The sequence below is a fragment of the Leptospira saintgironsiae genome, assembly GCF_002811765.1.
GTDB lineage: Bacteria > Spirochaetota > Leptospiria > Leptospirales > Leptospiraceae > Leptospira_B > Leptospira_B saintgironsiae.
The window spans coordinates 1-23989 of the sequence record NZ_NPDR01000001.1 but is presented as its reverse complement, the minus strand read 5'-3'; the positions used below and the strand labels follow the sequence as shown (position 1 = coordinate 23989).

Annotated in this window: 23 protein-coding genes; 11 read left to right on the top strand and 12 right to left on the bottom strand. The window is 38.8% G+C overall.

Features of this window, described 5'->3' with window-relative positions; all coding sequences use genetic code 11:
* Window positions 1-11: 11 nt before the first annotated feature.
* Window positions 12-1142: a carbon-nitrogen hydrolase family protein gene (locus tag CH362_RS00110; protein ID WP_100708348.1), complete on the top strand. Its 1131-nt coding sequence runs from the start codon at window positions 12-14 to the stop codon at window positions 1140-1142.
* Here CH362_RS00110 and CH362_RS00105 read toward each other — a convergent pair.
* From CH362_RS00105 to CH362_RS00085, 5 genes are all read right to left on the bottom strand, one after another.
* Complete coding sequence (locus tag CH362_RS00105; protein WP_100708347.1) at window positions 1139-1555, bottom strand: response regulator; 417 nt, start codon at window positions 1553-1555, stop codon at window positions 1139-1141. The genes CH362_RS00110 and CH362_RS00105 overlap by 4 nt on opposite strands.
* Window positions 1552-3459, bottom strand: a complete 1908-nt coding sequence (locus CH362_RS00100; RefSeq protein WP_100708346.1) for an ABC transporter ATP-binding protein — start codon at window positions 3457-3459, stop codon at window positions 1552-1554. The genes CH362_RS00105 and CH362_RS00100 overlap by 4 nt, the downstream gene beginning before the upstream one ends.
* A gap of 5 nt (window positions 3460-3464) precedes the next feature.
* Window positions 3465-4043: an anthranilate synthase component II gene (locus CH362_RS00095; RefSeq protein WP_100708345.1), complete on the bottom strand. Its 579-nt coding sequence runs from the start codon at window positions 4041-4043 to the stop codon at window positions 3465-3467.
* Entirely contained in the window at window positions 4040-5464 is a 1425-nt protein-coding gene (trpE, locus tag CH362_RS00090; protein WP_208859508.1) for an anthranilate synthase component I, read from the bottom strand. Before trpE ends, CH362_RS00095 begins: the two co-directional genes overlap by 4 nt.
* 86 nt (window positions 5465-5550) lie before the next feature.
* Window positions 5551-6714, bottom strand: coding sequence for an acyl-CoA dehydrogenase family protein (locus CH362_RS00085; protein ID WP_100708343.1), 1164 nt, complete (start codon window positions 6712-6714; stop codon window positions 5551-5553).
* Between the two features lie 443 nt (window positions 6715-7157).
* On the opposite strand from CH362_RS00085, the gene CH362_RS19195 reads away from it, so the two are divergent.
* A complete protein-coding gene (locus CH362_RS19195) occupies window positions 7158-7304 on the top strand; it encodes a hypothetical protein (protein WP_165780212.1) in 147 nt (48 codons plus the stop codon).
* A gap of 339 nt (window positions 7305-7643) precedes the next feature.
* Window positions 7644-7853, top strand: coding sequence for a hypothetical protein (locus tag CH362_RS00080; RefSeq protein WP_100708342.1), 210 nt, complete (start codon window positions 7644-7646; stop codon window positions 7851-7853).
* Window positions 7854-7942: 89 nt separating this feature from the next.
* On the opposite strand, the gene CH362_RS00075 is transcribed toward CH362_RS00080, so the two are convergent.
* The gene (locus CH362_RS00075) at window positions 7943-8791 is read right to left on the bottom strand and encodes a patatin-like phospholipase family protein (protein ID WP_100708341.1); all 849 of its coding nucleotides are present in this window, start codon (window positions 8789-8791) and stop codon (window positions 7943-7945) included.
* A gap of 123 nt (window positions 8792-8914) precedes the next feature.
* On the opposite strand from CH362_RS00075, the gene cutA reads away from it, so the two are divergent.
* Both cutA and CH362_RS00065 read left to right on the top strand, forming a co-directional pair.
* On the top strand, window positions 8915-9232 hold the full coding sequence (cutA, locus tag CH362_RS00070) for a divalent-cation tolerance protein CutA (protein WP_100708340.1): 318 nt from the start codon (window positions 8915-8917) through the stop codon (window positions 9230-9232).
* A 94-nt stretch (window positions 9233-9326) separates the two neighbouring features.
* Entirely contained in the window at window positions 9327-9941 is a 615-nt protein-coding gene (locus CH362_RS00065) for a hypothetical protein (RefSeq protein WP_100708339.1), read from the top strand.
* A 49-nt stretch (window positions 9942-9990) separates the two neighbouring features.
* Here CH362_RS00065 and CH362_RS00060 read toward each other — a convergent pair whose 3' ends face one another.
* Together CH362_RS00060 and CH362_RS00055 are read right to left on the bottom strand one after the other, a co-directional pair.
* Complete coding sequence (locus tag CH362_RS00060) at window positions 9991-11688, bottom strand: CocE/NonD family hydrolase (protein ID WP_100708338.1); 1698 nt, start codon at window positions 11686-11688, stop codon at window positions 9991-9993.
* A gap of 207 nt (window positions 11689-11895) precedes the next feature.
* A complete protein-coding gene (locus CH362_RS00055; RefSeq protein WP_100708337.1) occupies window positions 11896-12930 on the bottom strand; it encodes a helix-turn-helix domain-containing protein in 1035 nt (344 codons plus the stop codon).
* A gap of 226 nt (window positions 12931-13156) precedes the next feature.
* Between CH362_RS00055 and CH362_RS00050 the strand changes: the two genes are divergently transcribed.
* Window positions 13157-14455, top strand: a complete 1299-nt coding sequence (locus tag CH362_RS00050) for an OmpA family protein (RefSeq protein WP_208859507.1) — start codon at window positions 13157-13159, stop codon at window positions 14453-14455.
* Between the two features lie 33 nt (window positions 14456-14488).
* On the opposite strand, the gene CH362_RS00045 is transcribed toward CH362_RS00050, so the two are convergent.
* A complete protein-coding gene (locus tag CH362_RS00045) occupies window positions 14489-14716 on the bottom strand; it encodes a hypothetical protein (RefSeq protein WP_100708335.1) in 228 nt (75 codons plus the stop codon).
* Window positions 14717-14895: 179 nt separating this feature from the next.
* Window positions 14896-17295, bottom strand: coding sequence for a sulfatase family protein (locus CH362_RS00040; RefSeq protein WP_100708334.1), 2400 nt, complete (start codon window positions 17293-17295; stop codon window positions 14896-14898).
* A 244-nt stretch (window positions 17296-17539) separates the two neighbouring features.
* On the opposite strand from CH362_RS00040, the gene CH362_RS00035 reads away from it, so the two are divergent.
* The 3 genes from CH362_RS00035 (at window position 17540) to CH362_RS00025 (ending at window position 18900) form a co-directional block, all read left to right on the top strand.
* Complete coding sequence (locus tag CH362_RS00035) at window positions 17540-17992, top strand: FAS1-like dehydratase domain-containing protein (RefSeq protein WP_100708333.1); 453 nt, start codon at window positions 17540-17542, stop codon at window positions 17990-17992.
* A gap of 13 nt (window positions 17993-18005) precedes the next feature.
* On the top strand, window positions 18006-18422 hold the full coding sequence (locus CH362_RS00030; RefSeq protein WP_100708332.1) for a MaoC family dehydratase: 417 nt from the start codon (window positions 18006-18008) through the stop codon (window positions 18420-18422).
* A 121-nt stretch (window positions 18423-18543) separates the two neighbouring features.
* Window positions 18544-18900, top strand: coding sequence for a hypothetical protein (locus CH362_RS00025; protein WP_100708331.1), 357 nt, complete (start codon window positions 18544-18546; stop codon window positions 18898-18900).
* 4 nt (window positions 18901-18904) lie between these two features.
* On the opposite strand, the gene CH362_RS00020 is transcribed toward CH362_RS00025, so the two are convergent.
* Complete coding sequence (locus CH362_RS00020) at window positions 18905-20998, bottom strand: PP2C family protein-serine/threonine phosphatase (protein WP_100708330.1); 2094 nt, start codon at window positions 20996-20998, stop codon at window positions 18905-18907.
* A gap of 353 nt (window positions 20999-21351) precedes the next feature.
* On the opposite strand from CH362_RS00020, the gene CH362_RS00015 reads away from it, so the two are divergent.
* Window positions 21352-22137 carry a tetratricopeptide repeat protein gene (locus CH362_RS00015; RefSeq protein ID WP_100708329.1) on the top strand — a complete coding sequence of 262 codons (786 nt, stop codon included), beginning with the start codon at window positions 21352-21354 and terminating at the stop codon, window positions 22135-22137.
* 11 nt (window positions 22138-22148) lie between these two features.
* Complete coding sequence (locus CH362_RS00010) at window positions 22149-22754, top strand: DUF2062 domain-containing protein (protein WP_100708328.1); 606 nt, start codon at window positions 22149-22151, stop codon at window positions 22752-22754.
* Window positions 22755-22783: 29 nt separating this feature from the next.
* On the opposite strand, the gene CH362_RS00005 is transcribed toward CH362_RS00010, so the two are convergent.
* The gene (locus tag CH362_RS00005; RefSeq protein WP_100708327.1) at window positions 22784-23821 is read right to left on the bottom strand and encodes a 2-dehydropantoate 2-reductase; all 1038 of its coding nucleotides are present in this window, start codon (window positions 23819-23821) and stop codon (window positions 22784-22786) included.
* Window positions 23822-23989 lie beyond the last annotated feature (168 nt).

The following is a 23989-nucleotide window of genomic DNA, read 5'->3' as shown; positions in this document are numbered from 1 at the left end:
GAAGAGGTCGCATGAAGAGATATTCGTTTTACAGTATTCTATTATTAGTTTGTGCATATTTGATTTGGGCTTATTCTTTTTTAGGAAATTCTCCTGAAGAGGAGGTTCTTCGGACCAGTTCTTACTCTTATGGAAAGGATTCTGGCAGAGGAAACTTGATAGGAGTAGAACCTTTTATGATTCCTGGTGATTATTCAAGCCATACTAGGTTCTTACAGAAGACTGAATCTTATCTTAAAAATGCAAAACAGCTTGGATGGATAACTGATAAGGCAATTTTCGTTTTTCCGGAATATTATGGCACTTGGCTGGTTGTTTCAGGCGAAAAATCATCTTTATATACTTCTCCAGACCTGCAATCTGGAATGAGTTACTTCATTCTTCGAAATCCTTTTTCATTCTTATATCATCTTCTTACCTCTAAAGAAGATGATAAGGTTCAGGCGGCTATATTTAAGATCAAAGCAGAAGAGATGAAGGAAATCTATGCGAGTACCTTCTCTGCTCTTGCGAAAAAATACCAAATTACGATCTTGGCTGGCTCTATTGTATTACCTTCTCCTTCTATTCAAAATGGAAAAATTGTTTTAGGTTCTTCTTCTTTATTTAATGCAAGCTTTGTATTTGGAAAGGATGGTTCTGTTTTAGGCGAGCCGATTCGTAAAAAGTTTTTAACAGAAGAGGAGAAACCATTCTTAGATTCCAATTCAAAACCTGGAACTGTCATAGATACTCCTGCAGGAAAATTGGGGGTTTTGGTCTGTGCTGATTCTTGGTATCCTGAATCTTACTCGAATTTAAAAGAATCCGGTGCGGATTTTATTGCTGTTCCTTCTTATATCAATCGAGGAGAGACTTCAGTTTGGGATCAGTCTTGGGCAGGATATAATGGAGCAAAAAATCCCTCTGACGTAGATCTAAAGGATATTGGAAGGATCACGGAAGGGCAGGCCTGGAAAAAATATGCATTGGAAACGAGAGCTGTTAGATCCGGATTTAAGAACGGGATCAATGTATTTTTGCAGGGGAAACTTTGGGATCTGGAATCAGACGGCCAGGCTTTTATTGTAAGAAATGGACAGCCGGAAACCATTTCAATTTCCGAACATAATAAAAATAGAATGTATAATCTTTGGCTTTAAACTTTCAGTCTGCTTAAAAAATCTGTGAAGACTCCACTTGTAGGAAGAAGTATAACTTCTCCTTTTTTTAGAGGAACCTTGGGTACCATATATTCTACACCTGCAAACCAAGGCAGGAAATATTTGCTGATTGCCATTACTCCTGAAACATCGAATCCGGTAGTGGCAATCACCTTAATTCCATCGAATCCGTCTTGGTAGATCTTACGGATCATCCAAAGACCTGAGGTTTGGGTTTCCATTGTGATATCAGTGATGATAGCTTTTAGTTTATGTTTATTCGCGAGATAAAGATCCCAACCTTGCGATGCATCTATTGCACGAAGAACTTCGCATCCATTTTCTTGGAGATAAGTTTTTAGATTATTAGCATAACGATCATTGTCGTCCACTACAAGAACTAATGGTTTCAAGGTAACATCCCCACTCCAGCGTATTGGTTGTCTGTTAGTTTTCGATAAAGACCATTTTGTTCCATTAGAGAAGTATGACTTCCTTCTTCTACAATTCTTCCGTTGTCCATTACTAGTATACGTGGAATGTCTTTGATCGTGGAAAGTCTATGTGCGATCACAAATGTAGTACGGTTTGCGAATAACCTGCGGAATGCGTCGCTTACCAGTCTTTCTGACTCAGCATCTAATGCAGATGTTGCTTCATCTAAGATCATAATTTCAGGATCTCTTAATAATGCTCTTGCGATCACAAGCCTTTGTCTTTGGCCACCGGAAAGATTTAAACCTCTCACTCCTAAGATACTATCGTATCCATTGTCCATTTGTTTAATGAAGTCATGAGCGTGAGCAAGCCTTGCGGCTCTGATTACATCTTTTCTACTCGCTCCTGGTTTTCCGTAAGCGATATTATCAGCGACTTTTCCGTGAAATAGAAAAATATCCTGGGTTACGATCCCTATCTTATTACGAAGATCAGCAAGTGAAAGATCTTTGATATTCTGCCCATCAAACTCAATCGATCCAACACTTGGATCAAAGAATCTAGGAATTAAGTCCATCAATGTGGATTTACCACAGCCACTTGCTCCAACGATTGCGATTGTTTCTCCTACTTTCACATTCAAATTGATGTCTTTTAGAACTTCTGCGTTTGTTCCAGGATAAGCAAAGTTAATTCCTTTGAATTGGATAGAGTTTGTGACTCTTTCCACTTTTACTTTTTCATCTTCGCTATGATCTTCTGTTTCTAGATCTATGATCTCGAAAATCCTTCTTCCAGCAATGATCGCTTGGGAAATTTTTCCTACCATCTGTGATAGTTGTGTTAATGGGCGGAGAAGAAAAAGAAGAGTCAGAAGGAATACCATGAACTGTCCAACGGTGAATGGAGAGCCGATATTTCCTGCGAGAATGTATCTTGCACCTAAAGCAAAAAATCCAAGAGCAACTAAAGAAGAAGTTAATTCTACCAAGCTAGGCGCGATCTGAAGATAATACTGTCCTTTAAAATTCCTACGATAAACGTTTTGATTGATCTTCTGGAATTTTTCTTTTTCGTATTTTTCAGTATTAAAAACACGGATCACTTTAATTCCAGAAATCATCTCTTGTAGGTTCGCGTTCAAGTCTGCGAGTTTTTCTTGGAATCTTTCTGTGGATCTTGTGATCTTTTTAGTGAATAATGTCACTGGTAAAATGATCAAAGGAACAGTTCCGCATGCGATAAGAAGAAGTTCCGTATTCAAATAAAGTAATACTAGAAGGTGAGTGATCACATAGAAAAAGTTAATCGTAGCATCTCTAAAATTAGAAGAGATTACCGCTGCCACAACTTCTACATCGTTGATGATCCTACTCATCAAAAGTCCCGTTTTTTCCTTAAAGAAAAAAGTAAGAGGGAGCATTTGGTTCTTCTCGAATAATTCCTGTCGTATATCCCGCACGGCCCAATAGCCTGCGGTAGCAAGACAATACACAGAAGCAAGATATGTGATCAGTTTAAGTCCATATAGAGGAAGGATTAAAAGGCAAACCGCCCAAACCACTTCCTTAGGTTCCATATATTTAGTGCGTCCGTTAGACCATCTTTTAACATCGATAAGGACTTTCTTAGCTCTTTCTACCGGGTTTAATCGGATCTCTAAGTTAGATTCTTCTTTAGCGATGATCTCTTGTTCTGCTTCCGTGAATTCGAATTGGAAGCGAGTGTTTGGATCCGCAGCCATGGTATCGAAAAGAGGAATGATAGAAGTTAAGGAAACTGCATTCAAGACTGCGGTTAGAAGAGCGAACGCAATACCTAATGAAAATCTGTACTTATAACGTACTGAATAACTCATTAAGCGGAAGAAAATTTTCATTTGTTTTATGCTTCTGACACGATTCGAGAAAAGTTTCTCACCAGTTCCAATCCGTTTTGAGTCATGATAGACTCTGGATGGAATTGAACTCCATATAAATGCGGTTTTGTTTTATGACGCACTCCCATGATAATTCCATCTTCCGTTTTAGAAGAAACTTCTAATACATCAGGAAGACTTTCTGGTTGGATCACAAGAGAATGATATCTGGTAGCTAAAAATGGAGAAGGTAAGGACTTATAAATATCTTTACCATCATGCTCTATTAAGCTTACTTTACCGTGCATGATATTCGGAGCGTTTACGATCTTTCCGCCATGGACAAGACCAATGGCTTGGTGACCTAAACATACACCTAAGATCGGTAGTTGTCCCGCCAGTTCTTTTAAAATATCAATACAAACTCCTGAATCTTCAGGGCGTCCTGGACCAGGACTTAAGATAATACCTTTCGGAGCTAATCTTTTGATCTCGCTCAGATCTATCTTATCATTGCGGAAAACTTCTACCTTATTGCCTATCTGTGAAAAATACTGATACAGATTGTATGTAAAAGAATCGTAATTGTCTACGAGAAGGATCATCTATTCCATTCTCCTTTCAATCCGTTTCTTGCGAAGTCAACAGCTCGGAGTAATGCAGCCATTTTGTTTTTGGTCTCTTCTAATTCGCCTTCAGGGGAAGAATCATAAACCACTCCACCGCCTGCTTGGACGAATGCCTTCTCTCCGTAAAAAGAGATAGTGCGGATCACGATCGCCATGTCAGTATCTCCTTGGTAGGAAATATAACCTAAGGCTCCTGAATAAATTCCTCTTCGGGTCCTTTCTAATTCGTCTATGATTTCCATAGCTCTGATCTTAGGTGCACCAGAAACCGTTCCTGCAGGGAGAGTGGCGCGGAGAAGATCGTAAACCGATTTTTCTTCTTCCAAGATGCCGGAACATTGGCTTACGATATGCATAACGTGAGAATATTTTTCTATAATTTTAAAATCTTCTACACGAACGCTTCCAGCTTCGCAAACTCTACCTAAGTCATTTCTTCCTAGGTCAACTAGCATGATATGTTCTGCGATCTCTTTGGGATCCGCCAAAAGATTTTCTTCCAAAAGTCTATCCGCTTCCGGATTTGCTCCTCTTGGTCTTGTTCCTGCGATCGGTCTTAAATAAGTTTTTCTGTCCTTACATTTTACCATAATCTCAGGAGAAGATCCCACCAAGGAAATATCATCCAGCTTGAGGAAATACATATAAGGACTTGGATTTACTGTTCTTAATCCGCGATATACTTGGAAAGGAGGAACACCTGGTCGGAATTCCAACTTTCTAGAAGGAACTACTTGGAATATATCTCCTGCGTAAATATATTCCTTAGCCTTCTGAACTGCTTTTTTATAATCTTCGTCAGGAATATTAGGAGTGTATTCTAATTTCTCTTTAGACTCTAACGGATGTTTGACCCAACCAGGAAGTTCTCCTTCTCTGATCTCTTTTTCGATTGCATCAATTCTTTCTAATGTAGCTTCGTAACAAGCTTTAGGATCTTCGTATTCTGAAAGACGAGCATTTACAACGATCCTTAAAAGACGATCCACATGATCTACTACAAGAACCTCGTCGTATAACGCGAAGTATGCGTCCGGAGCCGGTTCATCTTCCGGTTTAGTATCCGGAATATTTTCATAATAACGGACAGCGCCAAAGGAGAGAAAGCCTACTGCCCCTCCTTGGAAAGAAGGAAGTCTATGATCCGGAACGTATTTGTCGTCTCCCATAGAATATTCTAATAGGAATAACGGATCATAAGTGATTATCTCAGTTTCAGGTTCTTTTCTTTTAGAAACATAGAATAGACCGTTCTTACCATAGAGCAATCTATAAGGATCTTTTCCTAAGAAGGAATTCCTACCAACATTCTCTCCACCTTCTACTGATTCTAGAAGAAAAGAATGTTTGGCCTCGGTGCCTCCCCATTTTGCAAAAAGAGACACCGGGGTTTCCAAATCCAAGAAGACTTGTTTGAAAACAGGGATCAGATTCCCGGATTTTGTTTTCTCCAGGAATTCTTCGTATGTTAAGGAAAATTCCTTCAGAGGTTCGGTCCTTCTATCCCTTTACCTTCTGTTAGGTAACGAGAGATGATCAATCGTTGGATTTGAGAAGTTCCTTCATAAATTTGGAAAATTTTAGCGTCTCTCATCAGTTTTTCTACTGGGTATTCAGAGTTAAAACCGTAACCACCTAATACTTGAACTGCGTCAGTAGTAATTCTCATACATGCATCCGCGCAGAATGCTTTAGCGATAGAAGCTTGGTATGTATTTCTGAAACCGTTGTCGATTAACCAAGCTGCTTGGTGGCAAAGAAGTCTTCCTGCTTCTATATCTCTCGCCATCTCAGCGATCATAAAAGAGATTGCTTGGTTTTCTACAATAGGTTTGCCGAATGCAGTTCTAGTTTTAGCATATTCTAATGCATGTTCCATGGCAGCTCTTGCAACGCCAACCGCTCCGATCGCAACACCCGGACGAGTATGATCGAAGGCTCCCATTGCGATCTTAAATCCATCGCCTTCTTTACCGATCATTTGGCTTTTGTGAACTTTCACTTCTTCGAAAGTGATTCCTCTGGTGTCGGAACATTTTTGTCCCATGTTCAATTCTTTTTTGCCAACGACCACACCAGGAGTTTTGGAACTAATTATAAATCCTGTGATACCTTTGTGACCCGCTGCAGGATCAGTTTTAGTAAGAACGAAAAACCAATCCGCATAACCTGCGTTAGTGATCCACATTTTGGAACCGTTGATGATATATTCATCTCCAACTTTTCTTGCAGTAGTGCGGATACCTGCAACGTCAGAACCTGCACCAGGTTCAGTAACTGCATAAGCGCAGAGTTGGAATTGTTCAGTCATAGGCTGAACCCATTTTTTTAGGACTTCGTCACTTGCTCCGATCAAAACCGGTGCTAATGCCAAGTTGTTTGCAAGGATAGCAGTCGCCATCGCAGAACAACCCCAGAATAATTCTTCTCCGATGATAACATCATCCAATTCGTGCATTCCGGCTCCGTTATATTTTTCCGGAATATGGATATTCATTAAGCCGATTTCCCAGGCCTTTTTCAAGATCTGAAGAGGGTATTCTCCCGTTTTATCATGATGTTCCGCTTTTGGGCGGATCTCATTTTTTGCAAAATCTCTGGCAAGACCTCTGAGCGCTTTTTGATCGTCTGAAAGAGCGAAATCCATTATAACTATAACCTTAATTGGAATGAGGGTAATCAGCGGGAGACGCGATGTATGAACCCTGGGAACAGGTTCTAAGCGGAAGGGTACCGAGTCAAGAACGTACGATTGGATTAGAAGAGACGAGAAGAATCCGGAAATCGTTTAAATGCCGAGAAGAGGGCATTGGTTTTGAACCCTATTTTTGGAAATAAATTTCCAACGAAGGTTTACTTAGGGAAAGACTCTCTTCCTCTAAGACCCAAATGGGTTTTAATTTAGTTCCAGGTTGGAGGTTTCAAATTCTCCTTTTATATATGTTTTATAAAAAAAGAAGAAGGTTAAATTAGCGAAATTTTATATAAACTTTTGAATTTTGATTGTGGGCGGTCTGAATTTTTTCGGATTATCTTTTACCTCGGACCTGGGAGTTTTTCCGGGTCCAAAAAACTAAAAGGATAAAATCCATGAAAAAACTAGTATTAGCGCTTACCACTCTTTCCCTCGTTGCAGCTTTCGCACTAAGCGCAGAAGAGAAAAAAGAGGCTCCTAAAAAAGAGGAAGCAAAGAAAGAAGCTCCAAAAGCTGACGCTAAGAAAGAAGCAAAAAAATAATCCCGTAAGGGTTTATTGACGTCAGCACTGGATATAAGAGTGCAGCGACAAAGGGCCTCCCGCAAAGGAGGCCCTCTTTATTTCAATACAGCAAGAAGAACTATATATTAGTCGCTCTTCAAAAAAGGATCCGGCAAGGTTTAAGCCCCACCGGATATAAGAGTGAAGCGACGATAGGAGTCCAAAGACTCCTGTTTCTTATTCATAATATCATCCCCTCATTGTCAGCTATTTTTTCCCGATTAGGCCCTTCTCTGCCTTTTGGCGAACCGTGTGTAATTGCGGAAATTTTATCTGTTATAACATAATTTTTGCTTGTAAAACAGACGCGCCTCTGGTATGGTCTTTTGCACACCGGAAGCAAAAACGGAAGGTGGAATTAAGGAAAAGGAAGAATTCCAAATGAAAAAACTAGTATTAGCAATCACCACTTTGTCTCTTGTAGCAGCTTTTGCTCTAAGCGCGGAAGAAAAGAAAGAAGCTCCTAAAAAAGAAGAAGCAAAGAAAGAAGCTCCAAAAGCTGATCCTAAAAAAGACGCAAAGAAATAATATAAGAACGGAAACGTTGATTTCCGAACTTCGATTATTCTCTAGATCATTTCTCCGGGCCGTCCGATTTTGTCGGGCGGCTTTTGCATTTAGGCTCCCAATATTTGGGATTTCATAAAATGAGCGGACCTTCTTCCTAACTCCAAAGCTAATCTTCCGTTTTCCATTTTGTTTGGATGAAGATAAGGAGTATTGGTCACCACTCTGATAATTTTTTTGCCGTATTTTTTAGCCAATAGTTCTTTAAGATCTCTGGTTTCACTTGCGATCACGCTTACACAAGAATCAAAAGCTCTCATTAATATTTTTTCAGAAACAGGTTTGCGGTTCTCTATATCATGAATCACAATCCTTTTGATACTTGGATCCAAGATAAATTCTTTGATCGGTTCTGCATCTGCTACACCACCATCTAAAAATTCCTCTCCTTTTAGGTTTGGAATTTCGAATAGAATGGGGAAGGTCATGGAGGCCATGATCATATCCACGATATTACCTTCGGTCTTTAATTCTCTGATACCTTTAGTAAGATTAGAAACTGCGATCCCCATCTTGATAGGCATTTCAGAAATATCCTTATTTCCCAAGTAAGGTTCTAATAAGGTTCTGATCTTTTTTCCCGAAAGAATGCCTGAATAATTTTTAAGTCCCTTTCTAAACGGTTTTAAGAACTGACTGAAAAAGTTTCCATCCCAGAAATCACTTTTTTGCAAAGTAAGTATAAACCTTGTGATCTCTTCCGGAGGGATTCCTGCGGAGACTAAGGAACCAATCAATGCTCCTGAGCTAGAACCTGCGATTGCCGCCGGTTTAAAACCAATCTCTTTAAGTCCGAGAGAGAAACCTGAGTGTGCATAAAAACCGAAAAATGCGGAATTCAAAGCCAATGCGTCATACGATTTTTTAAAGATAAGATTCGGCGATTTTTTGGAAGCCATTGCGAATTTCTTAATTCAGAGGGTGACTTTGTCCAGAATTTTACCTCAACTTTTAGGACTTTCGTTTTGTGAATTCTGAAGAATCATCTTGAAACAATCCTATTTCGGGAGTATCACTATGGGATGAGCTATCGAACTTTTTACGTCACCACGAAGAACGAGACCGAGGCTTTAGAAATCGCGGAAACTTTAGTAAACGAAAGACTGGTTGCCTGCGCCAATTTAATCCCTGGTATGAAATCTATTTATAGATGGCATGGAAGGGTGGAGCATAATCAGGAAACGGTTCTTTTGTTAAAAACCAAAGATTCTGAGGCGGAAAAAGTCGTAGCAAGAATTTCGGAACTACATAGTTACACAGTTCCTTGTATCGTTTCCTGGGAAATCAAAGAGGCGAATCAAAAGTATTTGCGTTGGATAGATTCGGAAATCGGAAAATAATTCTTTCCCTTTAAACATTCTTTCCATACATTCGGATAATTTTATCGAGTCTCTTGGTTTGAAATCCCGATAGATTCGTAACTGAGGCGGATGAATGGAAGAAAAAGCGGAAAAGTTTTGGACCTGGTTTTCCCAAAACAGCCGGTATTATACTAAACTAGACGACCTGGAAGATAAAGAAAGAGATCGCCTTTTGGATGATCTAATGGATCGACTCCAGGAAGTGAATTCCGAGTTTTTTTTCGAGATAGGTGGGGGAGACGAAAGTCCTCACGAATTCACAGTTGTCACAGCAGGAGACGAGGATCTGTACGCAGCGGCGGAAAGATTTGTAGACCTCGCTCCCGAAATTTCAGGCTGGGATGTATTTTCAGTAGACCAATTCCAAGAAAAAGGCACAGTCATATTTCACGAAGGTTTGGAATTAGATTCAGAAGAGATCTGGTTTTTACCTTTAGAGAATACAAGTCTTCCTAAAAGTTTCGGAGTTCGGATCTGTTTCCCGGATTTCCCGAATGTAGAATCCAGCCCTCATCTCAAAAAAGCAGTTGGCCTATTATTAGAAACTCTTCTTGGCGAAGATACTTATACCAAAGAAATCGGATATTACGAGATTGGAATGCTTCCTGATGACCCCGAGGAAGAAGGATTTATAGAACTAGTAGAATTGCCTGATTATATCCAGTGGAGAAAGGAAAGAGAGGCATAAAAAAAGGCGGGCAAGCCCGCCGTTAAAAAAGGGGAATGGAAATCCGAAATTAATTCTCCGATTGGATTACTAAAGTGGATTGTGGGGTTTTGGAGTGTTTCACATCCAGACCATAAATCAGCACAGTAGGCACCGAATATTGTGAATCGAAAGTATCGATTGCAATCGCGATCTTATTCCCTGCTGGAACATCGTAAGCTACCGCATTTAGATCGATAGACATATCTTTTGTTTCATACCATCCAGCATCGAAAATAGTCCCGGTACCATGAGTGATCAAAGTAGCGGTGCCATATTTGTCTACATCGTAGAAGTAAACGTTCACATTAGCCTTTCCTAGGCTGGAAGAAATTCTTCCGTTCCAGAACATTTTACCTCTGATTTTCACTGTAGAACTTAAATTAGAAGATTGGTAAACGATACCATTCACTCTGCTTACTAAAGCTAAATTGGTTGTTACAGGAATATCCGCGTGAGAAGCAAGAATATCCGCAAGTAAAGGAAATCCAGTGCTTGCAACAGTATCCGCTCCGGAAAGAATTCCAGTGTTAGTGACAGTAGTGTTTTGGCTAGTACCGATCTCTCCGTTAGTGAAAAGACCTCTAGGCTTCAGATAAAAAGTTTTATCGGAAACAGTAGGAGAAGGCCAAGAAGGAAGAGTTACTCTAGGTCCCGCAAAACGTTTTTGGAAAGTAACCTGAGGTTTGTCCATGATTCCGTTATTGACACCTTTCAACCAATAATCGAACCAATCGTATGCGTTATCCCAAACTGTACCGGAAAAACCGAGGATACCGCCGATTTCTGCGGAAGCATGAATTCCTTCGTTCATTAAAAGTTTTTTAGGAACAGTGATCTTAGCGTAATAATCTAAAACCGCATTTGGGTTAAATAAGAAGTCCTCGAAGTTATTCGAGATCATTACTGACTTACCTGCAGAAGCATTCAATTGTCCTACAAAAGTTTCTGGAGAACGATCTGCTGCCCATGTGGTCACAGAATCGATGTCCGTATGTTGTAGAAGTTTTCCGAAATTCTGAGCGATGATTGGATCAGGTCTTCCGGTAATATAACTAGAAGCAACAAGCAATAATCCCCAGATCAATCTAGGAGTATCGTTGCCGTAAAGAGAACGTTTGAGATTTCCCCAACCACTCATTGCAACAGCAGTTTTAATTCTAGGCTCAGTGCTCACACCCGCTAAAGAAATTCCAGCACCGTAAGAGATACCAGAGATACCGATATTCGCGGAATCGGTTTGGGTGTTTGCAAGTAGCCAATCGATAATTTTGCTGAGATCTGCTCTATCTTTTGGACCAGCAGTATCAATGAGTCCTCCGGAAGCTCCGAAACCCCTTGTGCTATAAGAGAGAACAATATATCCCTTTTTAGCAAGCTTAGCAGCAGGAACCAGATACTCATACTTGTTCAATGCCCAGCTATTAACGAAAATTACTGTTGGGTATTTTCCGGTAGGGGAAGGGGCAGAAGGAGTGAAAAGACTAGCTTCTAACACAACTCCGTCGTTTGCAGTTACCTTAATGGTATTGTCGAAAGTGAAACTTCCGTCGCTCTCTTGCGCGAATGCATTTTGGATCTGACCGCTTGAATCTTCTAACTCGGAAACACCTTTGTTTCCGGAAGTTTGAGCGAGGCTTGGATCTAAGGAAGCTAAGAGGGCAGCAGCTTCCGCATTTTGAGAAGAATCACTTTTACAAGAGTAAAAAGATCCTCCTACGATCATCATTAGTATGCAAAATCGCATAACTAACGTTCGGTATATTTTTCTCATCACTATTCTCCATATGCTTTTTCAGTCTTTGACTTTTAGCTAATTTATGAAGATGGAGTATAAGACAGTTATCAGTGAGGGTCGTCTTGGATTCGAATCTTGGACAAATTAAAAGGTCTTAATTTTTTATTTAAACAAATTTAGAAGAAAACGTTCGTTCAATTAAGAGACCTTAGATTTTCGCAGATACTCTCTGGGGGAAACACCTTGTATGGATTTGAATGCAAGATTGAAAGTCGCCTTTGAATTGAAGCCTGATCTGTACGCGACCGAGAGAATATTGGCTCCTTCTTCTTTTTGTAATATACGAACTGCTTCTGCTACTCTGAAACCGTTTACAAACTTTGCAAAGTTAGTTCCTTTTCTTTGATTCAGAAATTCCGAAAGTTGATATGGTTTGATATCTAACTGATTGGATAGTATAGAAAGAGAAAGATCTTCTTGTAGATAGATTTTTTCTTTTGACATCAAACTTTCTAAACGGTTTTCCAGATCGTTTGTGTCCACACCTTCTAATCTGGAATTACGATACGCGTCTCTCATAGAAGGTCCCATCTCGCTGAAAACTTCCGGAGAATAAATTTGCGCCAGATAACCTGCGACTGCGTAGATGACAGTGCTTAGAACAGAAATGAATAATAAATTAATATCTCTGATTAAATAAGAAATAACAAGGATAGAAGTTACACTTCCGCTTCCGATTATAACGAAAAGAAGTATCCTCGCACCTGCATCTTTTTTCAGTCTTTCCAATTGGAAAGCTGCTCTTGTCTGCCAAACGATAGAAGAATAAAATACTAAATTTGCAGAATATGCACCTAACAGCAGGATATCCGGCCAACTTGTGGATCCCTTTTCGAAATAATCTATAGGATGGCTAAGAAAGATTTGAGGTAAAACTAAATGTAAGATAGGAAATAAGATAAGAAGAAGTATTCCTGGAAGATAAAAGCTTCTTTCGAAGGCTGTGAACTTCTCCTCTCGAACCGTAACAGAATATAAACTATACATTCCTGGTCCTAAAAACCATGCGAATGGAATATGAAGATGGTTTAAAAACGAAGGTTCGAAATAAATCCCCTTCAAAAGAAAATAAACATATAAGAATTGGATAGAAACACAAAAAGATAATAAAGATAAAATCCTTAAACCGGCACTTTTCTCCGGTCGGAGTAGGCATGCCACAGAAAGAAGCATACAGAACAGAACTCCGAAGAATACAATCTCATGGAAATGAGGAACCACGAACTAATTGGATGAATTTATATCGCCTACTTGTCAAGTTCTTACGTTTAGAATAGAAGCCCTCAAATCACTTTTAAGAGCAGAAACTCATGTCATTTTAGTCTAAATATCCTGGAAAGAGGCCCGTTTTTTGAGATTCCTTTCTAAGTTTTTCGGGAAATTTTTCGAAACTATAAGTATGGCATTCAGAGGGCTCCTCATATTATTCTTCTTAATTCCCTCTTATATATTTTCCGAAACCCCAGTACTGTTCCGATGGAAAATGAAATCCGGAGACGATCTGGAATTAAACGAATACCATAGAGTAAAGGCCAGACAAGGTCTTAGAGTCATCAATAGAGAAGATAAAAATCGAATTTTACTTAAGGCGACTAGCTGCAAAAAAGAAGGATGCGATTTTTCTGCAATATTCGATACCTATATTAAATTTCCTGAATTAGATCCTGCATTCTATAAAGACAAAACTTTTAAGAGTAAATTTAACATTTCGGAATTGGGCCAATATACAGTTCCTCCTGAATATAGTATGCCTAACCTAAGATCATTACCTAGTTTTTCTGCGAAAGAAGTAGGTGTGGGAGAAGAATGGACCAAACCTGCTTCTGAAAGTTTTCAATTTCCTACAGCAAGGATTGAGATCCCAGTCCAGGCAAAGTATGTTTACCAAGGTAAGGGAGAGTGGGAATATGCAGGTAAAAAAGGGAACGCAGATCTTATAGAATATAATTATAATTTAATGAAAGAATCTGATCCCGTTGCACAGAATATTCCTTACAAAATTTATGGTTTTGCAAAGGGAAAAGTTTTTTTCGATTCGGAGCAAGGTGTTCCTCAATATAAATATGTTCAGCTTGCATATACATTCGTTTTTCCAAATGGGATCGCTCAAGAAATGTCTTTCGAGATCCATGGAGTTTATTCTAAACAAAACTCTGTTACTGAAAACGATAAGGATAAAATTGCAGAAGAAGTCAAAAGGATCCTTGGGCCTTTCCCAGAAGGAACTGCTCATCCTAAAAAGAGACCGACTGGTAAAAAAGGGAACGGATTAGAATGGCCCGAATGGGAAGGAAATCCAGAAGAAGAAGTTCCAGACCGCGCACCAGTAGAGATCAGGAAATCGAATGAGGGTGTTGTACTTTCTTTAGATAACCTTCTTTTTGATTATAATAAATCAGAATTGAAGCCGGAGGCCAAAAAGGTCTTAGAAAGGATTGCAGATGTTCTTAAAAAATATCCTGATAGAGAAATTCGGATCGGTGGACATACGGACGATAAAGGCAGCCAAGAATATAATCTTAAACTTTCCCAAGACAGAGCGTTATCAGTTCTGCAGGAGTTAAGAGATTTTCATGGAATAGAAGAAACTAGAATGTCTTATAGAGGTTATGGAAAGTCTCAACCTGTGGCTGAAAATTCCTCAGAATTAGGTAGAGCTAAAAACCGAAGAGTGGATATCACCATCGTATTGGAATAGTCTTCGGCTTTTGCCCTTTGTAAAAGTTTGGAATTAAAAGTAACCTTCGCTTTCGCATTCGTTAAAATGATTACTTTCCATTAAGCAGGAAAGAAGAATGTTATTATAGGATTCTGTTCCTGGTTGGTGAGCACCTACTGCTTGGCAAACCGCATCTCTCATTATTTTTCTTCTGTCTTGGCAACGTTCTACAGGATTAGTCCCGCAGGATATAAAACCGAATATTAGAATAAGACAAAATACAAGATTTCTAACTTTCATTCTTTTCACCTAGTTCTGTTTTGATTAGCAAGCGGATAACATAACGAAAGATATAAAAAAAGCAAGGAGTTTTGGCAAAAAGGGGCGTAGAAACTTTTATAGTCCGTTCCAAAAATTAAGTCACCAAGGACCGTTGATTGCGGGCTTCAAGAGCCGAAGGCTCTTATATAAAACAGGTTTTATTCGTGAATATAACCCCAGCTTTCCAACACTTTCCGAACTTCTTTTCCTAACGCAGCCTGCTCTGAAGATTCTGAATTTCCGGAAAGGCCGGCATCATTATAAAAATATGGTATTTTAGAAGTTTTGAATTCGTAAGGAAGTTTTGCAGAAGCTATAGATTCCGGAGAATCTCTATAAATTTTAGAACTTGCCTCTGATAGAATTCCCCATTTTCCAGATTTATAATCTTCTGGTTTTCCATCTTTGGAAATAGATAAACGAAATCCAAAGACAGGTTCTACTGTATAGAAGGAGAGGATACTTTCTTTACCTGGTGCTTGTTTTACTGTGATAGAAGCAGACTTTGTTTCTAATCTATTCTCTGTAAATGGAGTATCTGATTGTATTTTATAAATTCCCGCCTGGATCCCGATCTCAATCTTGCGAGTGCATTCTTTTTCGCAAGCAGGCAATCTGAGTTTGAAAACGTTCTTCTTTAAACTATGAGAATCTAATTCCTGTTTTGCTTTTGTTAGGAGAGGCGAATTACTCGCAAAAAGATTTTGTAGTTCTCCAGGATCTGAGGCCAAGTTATAGAATTCCTCAGGCATTTTATGAGGTTCTCCCTCTTTGGTCCTTCTTACAAAATCATAACCTGGATATCTGCGTATCAGTTTATATTCTTTAGTTCGAATTGACTCTGAAAATCTTCCTTCAGTATATACAAAGTCCTCTGATTGCGGACCTTCTTTTCCATATATTGCCTTGGAGTAATCATTTCCATCACAGGATTTCGGATCACAAGGTAAACCCAAGGCTCCTGCTAGAGTAGGAAAAAGAGAAAGTAAAGAAACTTGTTCGGAGAAAATCCTTTTTTCAATATTCGATTTTTTTGATGCAGGGGGATGAATGATCCAAGGGACCTTGATCTCTTCGTCGTAATGTGTTTCTCCGTGGGCATGTAAATTTTCCGCCACGAAATGATGATGATAATAATGTTCCATGGATTGTAATTCTCCATGGTCTGCGACTACTGCGATCCAGGATTTATCGAAGGCGCCGGTCTTTTTAGCTTCTTCTAAAATTAATCCTATAACCTCGTCCGTGTACAAGATCTCCGCCATGTATTTTCTTACATAAGGATCGTAGCTGTTCCAAATTTTTGGATCAGTTTTTTTTGCAAGAATATCCATATACTTCCTTTCAGGCAGATAAGGATAATGAGGAGTGTTGATATTTATATGAAGGAAAAATCTTCTGTTTTTGTTTTCTTTCAGGAACTTTATGGATTCTGCAAGTATGAGTTCAGTATCATCTTTGTCTTTTCCCGGTTGGAATAATTTGTGAAACCCAAGGTCTACTCCCACGCCGGTATAATCCAGGAGAAAGACATTATTCATAAGACTTGCAGTGAGATAACCTTTGGATCTGAGAAGATTTGGAAGTGTTTCCGGCTTTTTAGAATAGAATATTTTTCTATGAAGATTGCTAGAATAGAACCAAGCGTTTCCAAGACCCAATTCAGATGCGATCTTAGAAGTAAAGAAGGAGATCATACTTGGTTTGGTCCAGTTCCCGTTGGAGAAAGCATTCTCAAAAATGATAGAATCAGAAGCAAGTTCATCCAAATAAGGACTGGTAGGAACAGGAGAACCACCAAATCCCAAACGATCAGGCCTAAGTGCATCTACTACGATCAATATTACGTTTTCTTGAGGCCCCCAGAGTTTTGGATCAGCTACAGATGCATATAATGTAGGTTGTCCCACAAACAAAAGATCGTTTTGATTTTTAGGAGCCCATTCAAAATTCCAAGTAGTAGAAGGACTTTCTTCCAAAGTTTTAGAAAGAGATTCGGGAATCTTAATTTGATGATCGACCCATTCTCTTCCTTGGCTTTGTACATCTTCGGAAAATACGATATTACTTCCTAATTTCACGATTAATTTCCCAGAGCTTGGAACATTCTCCCCTAAAGAAGAAAGTGCTGTTATAGAAAAATCTAAAACAACATTTTGTAGATCGTAAAGTTTTGCTCCGGGAATAATAAACTCTGAGGAAATATCACAGCCGCCGTTTTGGAATAAGAGTAAACTATCTCTGGATTCATTTAGTAGAGTTTGTTTATCTTTTAAAATAGTCAGTTGTGTATTCCTCCATTTTTCGTTAAGAGGAAGTTCTGAATAACGAGATGGATTTTTTTTATAATGATAAGAGATCTTTTTAATTGCTTCTTCTGAATTTCCTCTGCATACACTTCCAGATTTTTTTAAAGAGCGAAGTCCATCCCAAACAGGGATTATGGTCTCTTCTTCTTTTGAAAATGATCCTGGAAAAATTTGTCTACAATCCTGTAAAAGATAACAAAGCAGGATCAGGATTAATATCCTAGAAGGTTTGGAACCAAAAGAAATCATAAGAACAAGGACAGAATTTTACTTGAGGGGTCCGCTTACAACCCTTATAGTCCGCAACGCGGGCTTCAGGAGCGAAGCGACTATCATCCGGATGAACACCATTCAGTGAACGCTTGTTTGAGCGAACAGAACGTTCGTTACTAAAAATTCAATGGACCTGTGAGATCGGTGTCTAAAAAATAGGGCCATAGAAACGATCTTCGATCCTTCGAAGGTTTTTAAACCAATCCAAAGGAAAAGGATTATGGCAGAAAAAGGCATTTCAAAAGACTTGATCGGCACAAAACTCGACTCCTACGAATTCGACGTAGAAAGAGGAAAGATAAAAGAGTTTTGTCTAGCGATCGGCGAAAGCAATCCGATATACTTCGATTTAGAAGCGGCAAAAAAAGCGGGATACGAGGACATTCCAGCTCCTCCTACATTTCCGACAGTGATCCAATTTTGGGGATATCCTAAAATTTGGAAAGATATGGAGAACATGGGAGTTGATACTTCCAGGATCCTACATCTAAAAGAAAAATATAATTATGTTAAAACTCTTTACCCTGGTAAAGTTTCTTCTCAGGGAGAATGTGTTAACGTAACTGTTGGTAAAATGGATACTATGACTTTCCGCACCACAATTCGTAATGCGAAAGGTGAAACTGTGATCGAAGCAGAGATGTCTATTTTCATCCGTAAACCGGAACAGTGATAGGAGGATTAAGATGAGTAAGATTGAATTCGATAAGTACGAAGTAGGACAAGAACTCCCTCCTTTAAAAGTGGATACTATTACGCATGCACATTTAGTGCGTTATGCGGGAGCGAGTGGTGACTTTAACCCGATCCATAACGATCCTGATTTCGCTCGTAAGACTGGATTAGACGGAACTATTGCTCATGGTATGTTCGTAATGGCTCAGATCGGAAGACTTTGTACTTCTTGGGCAGACCAAAAGCAGATCAAAGAATTCGGAGTTACTTTCAAAGCGATGACTAAGCCTGGACAAAAATTAACTTGTTCTGGAAAAATCAAACGTAAGAAAGAAGAAAACGGAGAGAAACTTCTTACAGTTGCTGTAGAAGCTTCTGATGAATCAGGAGAAGTTAAAGCTTCTGGAGAATTAGTAGTTATCTGCTAATCTTTTCGTTTATCTGAAACTTTAAAAAGCCTCCGAACTCGGGGGCTTTTTTTATACCTGCGAATAATTCTAGCTCAAAAATGGATTGTTCTTCTTTTTGAATTAGTTATGCATATTGCCCATGATAAACTCAGGTAAAAGTGTACAATACTTCGGGATCTTTTTATTGATCGAAGGATTTCTTCTGATCACTGTTCCGAATTTTTTCTTAAGTCTATTCTTATTAAGCGCAAGTGACGTTTGGGTAAGAGTAGTTGGATTGACCCTTATCATATTAGGATATTTTTATTTTAGGATGGGACAGGCGAATGTTCACCCATTCTTAAAATTGACCACTCATTCTAGAACGTTTCAATTTATAGTCTTGGTCATATTTGTATTACTTGGATGGATCCATCCGATGATCTTATTGCCAAGTGGATTTGAGTTTTTATGCGGTGTCTGGACCTTCTCCCTTTTGAAAAAGGAAAAGGCCTAATTATTTAAGCAGGATATTCGGGAGTTTCTCTGGATTCGATCGCGATGATAGTGATATCATCGTATCTTTGCTCGTCTCCCCTGGATTTTTCTTCCATTACTACTAATTCTTCTAGCAGTTTTTGAAGACTTACCTTGGAAAGAGTGCCTGCTCTGGAAGCGATTGTCTCCACAGTGCTCCATCTATTTTCCTTTCTTCTGTTCTCTATGAGTCCATCAGAGAAAAGTAATAAACGGCTTCCTGTAGGAAACTTATAGGTCGAGAATTCGATCTCCAGATCATCGAATAGTCCTAATATAGGTCCTGTTTTATGAAGTAATTCGAAATCTCCGCTTGGAGAAAGCAAAACCTGATCCGGATGTCCAGCGGAAGCATATAGAACTTCTTTTTTTTCTAAATAGATATCTGCTACAAAACAAGGAAAGATACTTTCTAAGGTATCAAACTTTCTTAAAAATCTTCCATTCAATTCTTTTAATACATGAGTAGGGCAGGGGAGCTTTTTTAATTCTTCGTATTCAGTTTTTAAGGCCATGGTCATAAGGCTTGCTTGCACTCCATGTCCTACTGCATCTGCTAATAATACTCTTACTTGGCCAGGGTTGATCTCTGAGATATCTAAGAAATCCCCACCCACTTTTTCCAAAGGTTTGTAAACGTAGTCGAAACGAATTCCTTTAATCTCTCTTTCAGGAGGAGTTAGGATTTTTCTTTGTACGTTCTGAGCGATCTCTAACTCTCTATTGATCTGTTGCAGAGTGTCATTTAGAGTTCTGGTCCTATCTTCTACCTTTTGAACCAATTTTTCTTTCATTTCGAAAAGTTCTAAGTTCATGGTTTGTAAATCTTCTGTGAGAAGTTTTGCTTCTTTATATTTAGAAGAACGGTCCGAAGCGATCACCAAAGACTGCAAGAATACAAAAAGTACGAGTGCAATATGTGAAACCTGATGAGAGGAAACTTTTAGAATATAAGTATAGAATAGGTCGATCGCTACTCCTAAGAATAGTATTCCTGAACCATATAAGATATAAGAAGAGTTATTTTCTTTATCAAAGTCTATTCCAAAGATCACATAGATCACATAGCCGATCGTGACACCTATAAATAAGTGGAAATATGCGACCTTACTGCTGTTGAATTCCAAGGAGCCGAATAAAGTCATTAGGATGAACAGGGAGATTATTGCTAAGGAAATCCTTATGTATAGTTTAGATGCATAGACTGTAAAGGTTTCATAGAAGAATAACAGATATAATCCAGTAGCGCACATCATGGAAATTTGTTCTATCATCTGTATTCCATTCTGGTTGATAGAAGGGAAAAATTCCATAAGAAGTCTTGTATTCGTAACAAGTGTCCTTATGCCGATCGCCATACTCATAAATCCAAAATACAAAGGAGCCTTGCTGGATCTTAAATACAAATACAGAGAGATATGGTAAAGCCCCATGATCACTAAACTGGAGAATGCAAAAATATCTGTGAAGATTGTCCTAGTCCTTGTGGACAACATTACTTCGGAAGGACCTAACTTAACAGGAGAACTGATCCCGCCTTGTCTTGCGAAATTGTTCGTAACAAAAATTGAAACTTCTATCTGACTGGAATTAGGAACAAAAGAAAAAGATCTGGGTTGTACTCTTGCAACGCTTGTCTGGGTAGAAGTAGATGGGGCTCCAGATTCTCCTTGGAACTCTCCATCTAAGTACAAACTGTAGGAACTCCAAACAGTACCTAAACCTAGAGTGAGAACCTTCCCCACCCAAACATCTGGCAAAAGAACTTTGAGTCTATAGGTTGCATAACCTAATCTTTCATAAGATGGATGTAATTCAGTTTCTCTATTCCAAGAGCCTGGAACTGTCATGTTCCCATGAAAGGATTCTAAAATTTTTCCTGGTTCTTGGCTCCAGAAAAATTCCCACTCTCCGGACAGATCTACCGGGCCGGAACTTGCACTTTGGATCCCTCTAAGATCGATTACACCTTTGTAAGCGCGTAAATTTTCCTCCTTATGCCATGGAGTGAGAGACAAAAGGAAAATGAGGAAGCCGATTGGTCCTAATAAAAAGAATAAATATTTTGCCGTGTGCATTTAGCAGGAAGGTTGGACCATCCTCCATCGGATTATCTTTTCTCGTCAATCTTTCTCCGACTAACAAGAGTATTCGAGAGAATTTTGGAAAATAATAATTTCCAAACTCAGCTCTGGAATATATGATCTTCTACTTTTTGCTTGGATTCCGTAAATACGAAAGAAGCGTCCCAAAGTCTAAATTCGGGGAACTTCAAAGATTATTAGAGGAAAAAAATCGAAGAATTATACGTCCAATCAGGCGTTTTTTGTAAAAAAGAAGTATTTTACCAAATAGCCTTAAAAACCGGAAATTCATGTTGCCATGTCGGTCCTCCGGAAGAGCATGAAAAAGACCGATACGAATCATAGATATGAACCGTTTTCATTTTTCTAGAAACTATTCTATTTTAGCTAGCGTTACACTTGTATTGGCTTCTTATTCCGCTTGTTCAGGGGAGAAGGATGAGCCTTCTATTCTAGAAATCAGAGATCTATTGGACTCTGGTCACTTAATAGAATCTGTTCAGAAGGCGAAAGATAAGGCACTTATTACAGGAAAAATGGACCAAGTCCATTATTTGAGAGGATGGATTCATTATTTACGGAAAGAAGATCCATCTGCAGAAAAGGAATATAAACTTTGTTTAAAGGAAAATAAAAACTCCATCGATTGCCTAAGAGGGCTTGCTCAAATTGAAAAACATAAACTCAATTATGAAAAGGCTGAAACAAGATATAAACAAGCCTTAGTAATTGCGCAAGCTACCAAAGACCAAGAATACAGTTCCATGTTACTTACTGATCTGGGAAATCTTGCTCTTTCTCAAGATGAAAGAGAAGAGGCACTGGATTGGTATAATAAATCCATCCAAGTAAAACCAGAAGGTTCTGCGTACTATGGACTTGGTTTTGTGTATCTATTGAATCGAGACAAGGTGGCTTCTATCCAATCCCTAAAAAAAGGATTAGGAACTGAATACAGAGATCTAATTATTAAAGCGGAAACCTATTATCTTCTGGCAAAGTTACAAAACGATTTCGAAAAAAACCCTAAGGCAGCTAGCGAGTCAGCAAAAAAAGCCTTCGAATTATTTCCAGCAATGGAGAAATACTCAAAATCTTGGGAACAATATTCCAAACTTTCCAGTTCTAAATAAAACAGGACCCAATGAATTTTCTCAGAACGATCTGGCGCGTAATCCATAAACAAATCATTTTACCTTTCCAAGAATCTTATGCTCCTATTCACGAAGTTTGTTTAGGAACGACTATTGGTCTGATCTGGTCCATGACTCCTCTTGTAGGAGTCCAAATGTATTTGGGACTTGGAACTTGGTTAATACTTCGATTATTCCGTATCCGTTTTTATCTTCCAATTGCGATTGCTATGATTTGGATTACGAATCCGGTCACTCTTCCGTTTTTTTATTCTCTATTCTATTGGATAGGAAAACAAGTCCTACTTTTACTTGGGATCCCTTTTCAGCAGATTAGTTTTGACACGTTATTGGCGATCTCCAAAGAATCAGAATCTATGGATTTGATCAGCGGATTATATCATTGGACAATTTTCTTATTCGATAAGATGGGACTTCCAATGTTCATAGGTGGTTTTGCTTTCGGAATTCCACTGGCGTTATTAGGTTATCCTATCACCTATCGATTATTAAATTCTTATAGAGCCAGAAGAGCAAATGAAGAAGGTATTAGCCTTCAAGAATGGGAACTAAAACACGTTAGAAAAGATGTGGGATTGTTCGCAAAGACGCCTTGAACTACTTCCGGACCGGGTGACAAAGAAACCTAAACAATTCCTAAAAGTTTAGAAAGCGTTTCCGCATCGTATTGAGATTTGCCGGAACCGCTTTCCGCTTCTGAAATCAAAGAAGCAATCTTGCGATTGATTGGTGCTTTATGACCGATCTCATCTGCTAAGCTTATAATCTCTCCATTCAAATAAGAAATTTCAGTTGTTCTCCCATGATGTAGGTCTTCCCACATTGAAGATCTTGCTTCCGGATCAATTTTGACCATAGAAGAGGCCACTCTGAAAAATAAAATATCAGGCAAACCCAAAATGATAGGAGCAAGCCAAGGGATCATTTTACCCGCGCTTGCAGGTTGAATCCCGGAAAGTTTAAGTATTTCTAAACCTTCTAAGATCATAGAAGCTAAAATTTTTCTGTAAGTTCTTTGGGATAATTCTTCTCTAAGAGGAACACCAGCGAGTGCGTTTAAACTATTATTCAAATTGAAAAGTAGTTTTCCCCAAAGAACACCTTCCATGTTTTTATGAACGATAGAAGGTAAACCTGCTTTTCTTAAACAAGAATGGATTTTGTTCCCAAATTCGTTAGATTTAATTACAAGTTCTCCGCTTGTCCCTTGGTGGAATTGCCCTTTTCCTTTTGTCACCACATTAAACGGAACCATGCCTGGTAAGTTTCGATCGTTTAACTCAGGTAATACGGCAGCTAGCTCTTTTGAGTTACGAACTCCATTTTGAAAACTAACTACTGTAATTTTGGATAATTCTTCAGGTGAAAAAAGAGAACGAATAGATTTTCCTGCTTCTATCGTATCCTTACTTTTGACTGTGATCAAAAAAACGTTCGAGTCCTTAGCTTCTTTTATATCGGTAACATAACGTACTTGGCTTGGGGCAAGGGTGAAAGAATTTCCCTTATAGTCGCTGATCCCTAAACCGAATAATTGGATCTCTTGTTTTAATCTTTCTCTACCTACAAATACTACAGGATACCCTGCTTTTACCAAATAAGCTCCGATATATGTTCCTATACTTCCGGAACCTAAGATTGCAAATTTCGGGGAAAAACTCATACGCGGAAAGAATGAAGAATATTAGAAAAATACCAACTAGAAAATCGATATTCTGCACTTAGATTTGGGCATAAAAAAAGCCGGGAGGTTAACCCCGGCTTTTTTCAGACACAACGTTCGAAATTACTGATTAGCTTTCGCGTTGGAAGCCATTTTCAGGAAGTAACC

Coding starts and splice junctions, on each gene's coding strand:
- CH362_RS00110 (WP_100708348.1), top strand. CDS start 12: ATGAAGAGATATTCGTTTTACAGTATTCTATTATTAGTTTGTGCATAT.
- CH362_RS00100 (WP_100708346.1), bottom strand. CDS start 3,459: ATGAAAATTTTCTTCCGCTTAATGAGTTATTCAGTACGTTATAAGTAC.
- CH362_RS00095 (WP_100708345.1), bottom strand. CDS start 4,043: ATGATCCTTCTCGTAGACAATTACGATTCTTTTACATACAATCTGTAT.
- CH362_RS00085 (WP_100708343.1), bottom strand. CDS start 6,714: ATGGATTTCGCTCTTTCAGACGATCAAAAAGCGCTCAGAGGTCTTGCC.
- CH362_RS19195 (WP_165780212.1), top strand. CDS start 7,158: ATGAAAAAACTAGTATTAGCGCTTACCACTCTTTCCCTCGTTGCAGCT.
- CH362_RS00080 (WP_100708342.1), top strand. CDS start 7,644: ATGGTCTTTTGCACACCGGAAGCAAAAACGGAAGGTGGAATTAAGGAA.
- CH362_RS00075 (WP_100708341.1), bottom strand. CDS start 8,791: ATGGCTTCCAAAAAATCGCCGAATCTTATCTTTAAAAAATCGTATGAC.
- cutA (WP_100708340.1), top strand. CDS start 8,915: ATGAGCTATCGAACTTTTTACGTCACCACGAAGAACGAGACCGAGGCT.
- CH362_RS00065 (WP_100708339.1), top strand. CDS start 9,327: ATGGAAGAAAAAGCGGAAAAGTTTTGGACCTGGTTTTCCCAAAACAGC.
- CH362_RS00060 (WP_100708338.1), bottom strand. CDS start 11,688: ATGATGATCGTAGGAGGATCTTTTTACTCTTGTAAAAGTGATTCTTCT.
- CH362_RS00055 (WP_100708337.1), bottom strand. CDS start 12,930: ATGCTTCTTTCTGTGGCATGCCTACTCCGACCGGAGAAAAGTGCCGGT.
- CH362_RS00050 (WP_208859507.1), top strand. CDS start 13,157: ATGGCATTCAGAGGGCTCCTCATATTATTCTTCTTAATTCCCTCTTAT.
- CH362_RS00045 (WP_100708335.1), bottom strand. CDS start 14,716: ATGAAAGTTAGAAATCTTGTATTTTGTCTTATTCTAATATTCGGTTTT.
- CH362_RS00040 (WP_100708334.1), bottom strand. CDS start 17,295: ATGATTTCTTTTGGTTCCAAACCTTCTAGGATATTAATCCTGATCCTG.
- CH362_RS00035 (WP_100708333.1), top strand. CDS start 17,540: ATGGCAGAAAAAGGCATTTCAAAAGACTTGATCGGCACAAAACTCGAC.
- CH362_RS00030 (WP_100708332.1), top strand. CDS start 18,006: ATGAGTAAGATTGAATTCGATAAGTACGAAGTAGGACAAGAACTCCCT.
- CH362_RS00025 (WP_100708331.1), top strand. CDS start 18,544: ATGATAAACTCAGGTAAAAGTGTACAATACTTCGGGATCTTTTTATTG.
- CH362_RS00020 (WP_100708330.1), bottom strand. CDS start 20,998: ATGCACACGGCAAAATATTTATTCTTTTTATTAGGACCAATCGGCTTC.
- CH362_RS00015 (WP_100708329.1), top strand. CDS start 21,352: ATGAACCGTTTTCATTTTTCTAGAAACTATTCTATTTTAGCTAGCGTT.
- CH362_RS00010 (WP_100708328.1), top strand. CDS start 22,149: ATGAATTTTCTCAGAACGATCTGGCGCGTAATCCATAAACAAATCATT.
- CH362_RS00005 (WP_100708327.1), bottom strand. CDS start 23,821: ATGAGTTTTTCCCCGAAATTTGCAATCTTAGGTTCCGGAAGTATAGGA.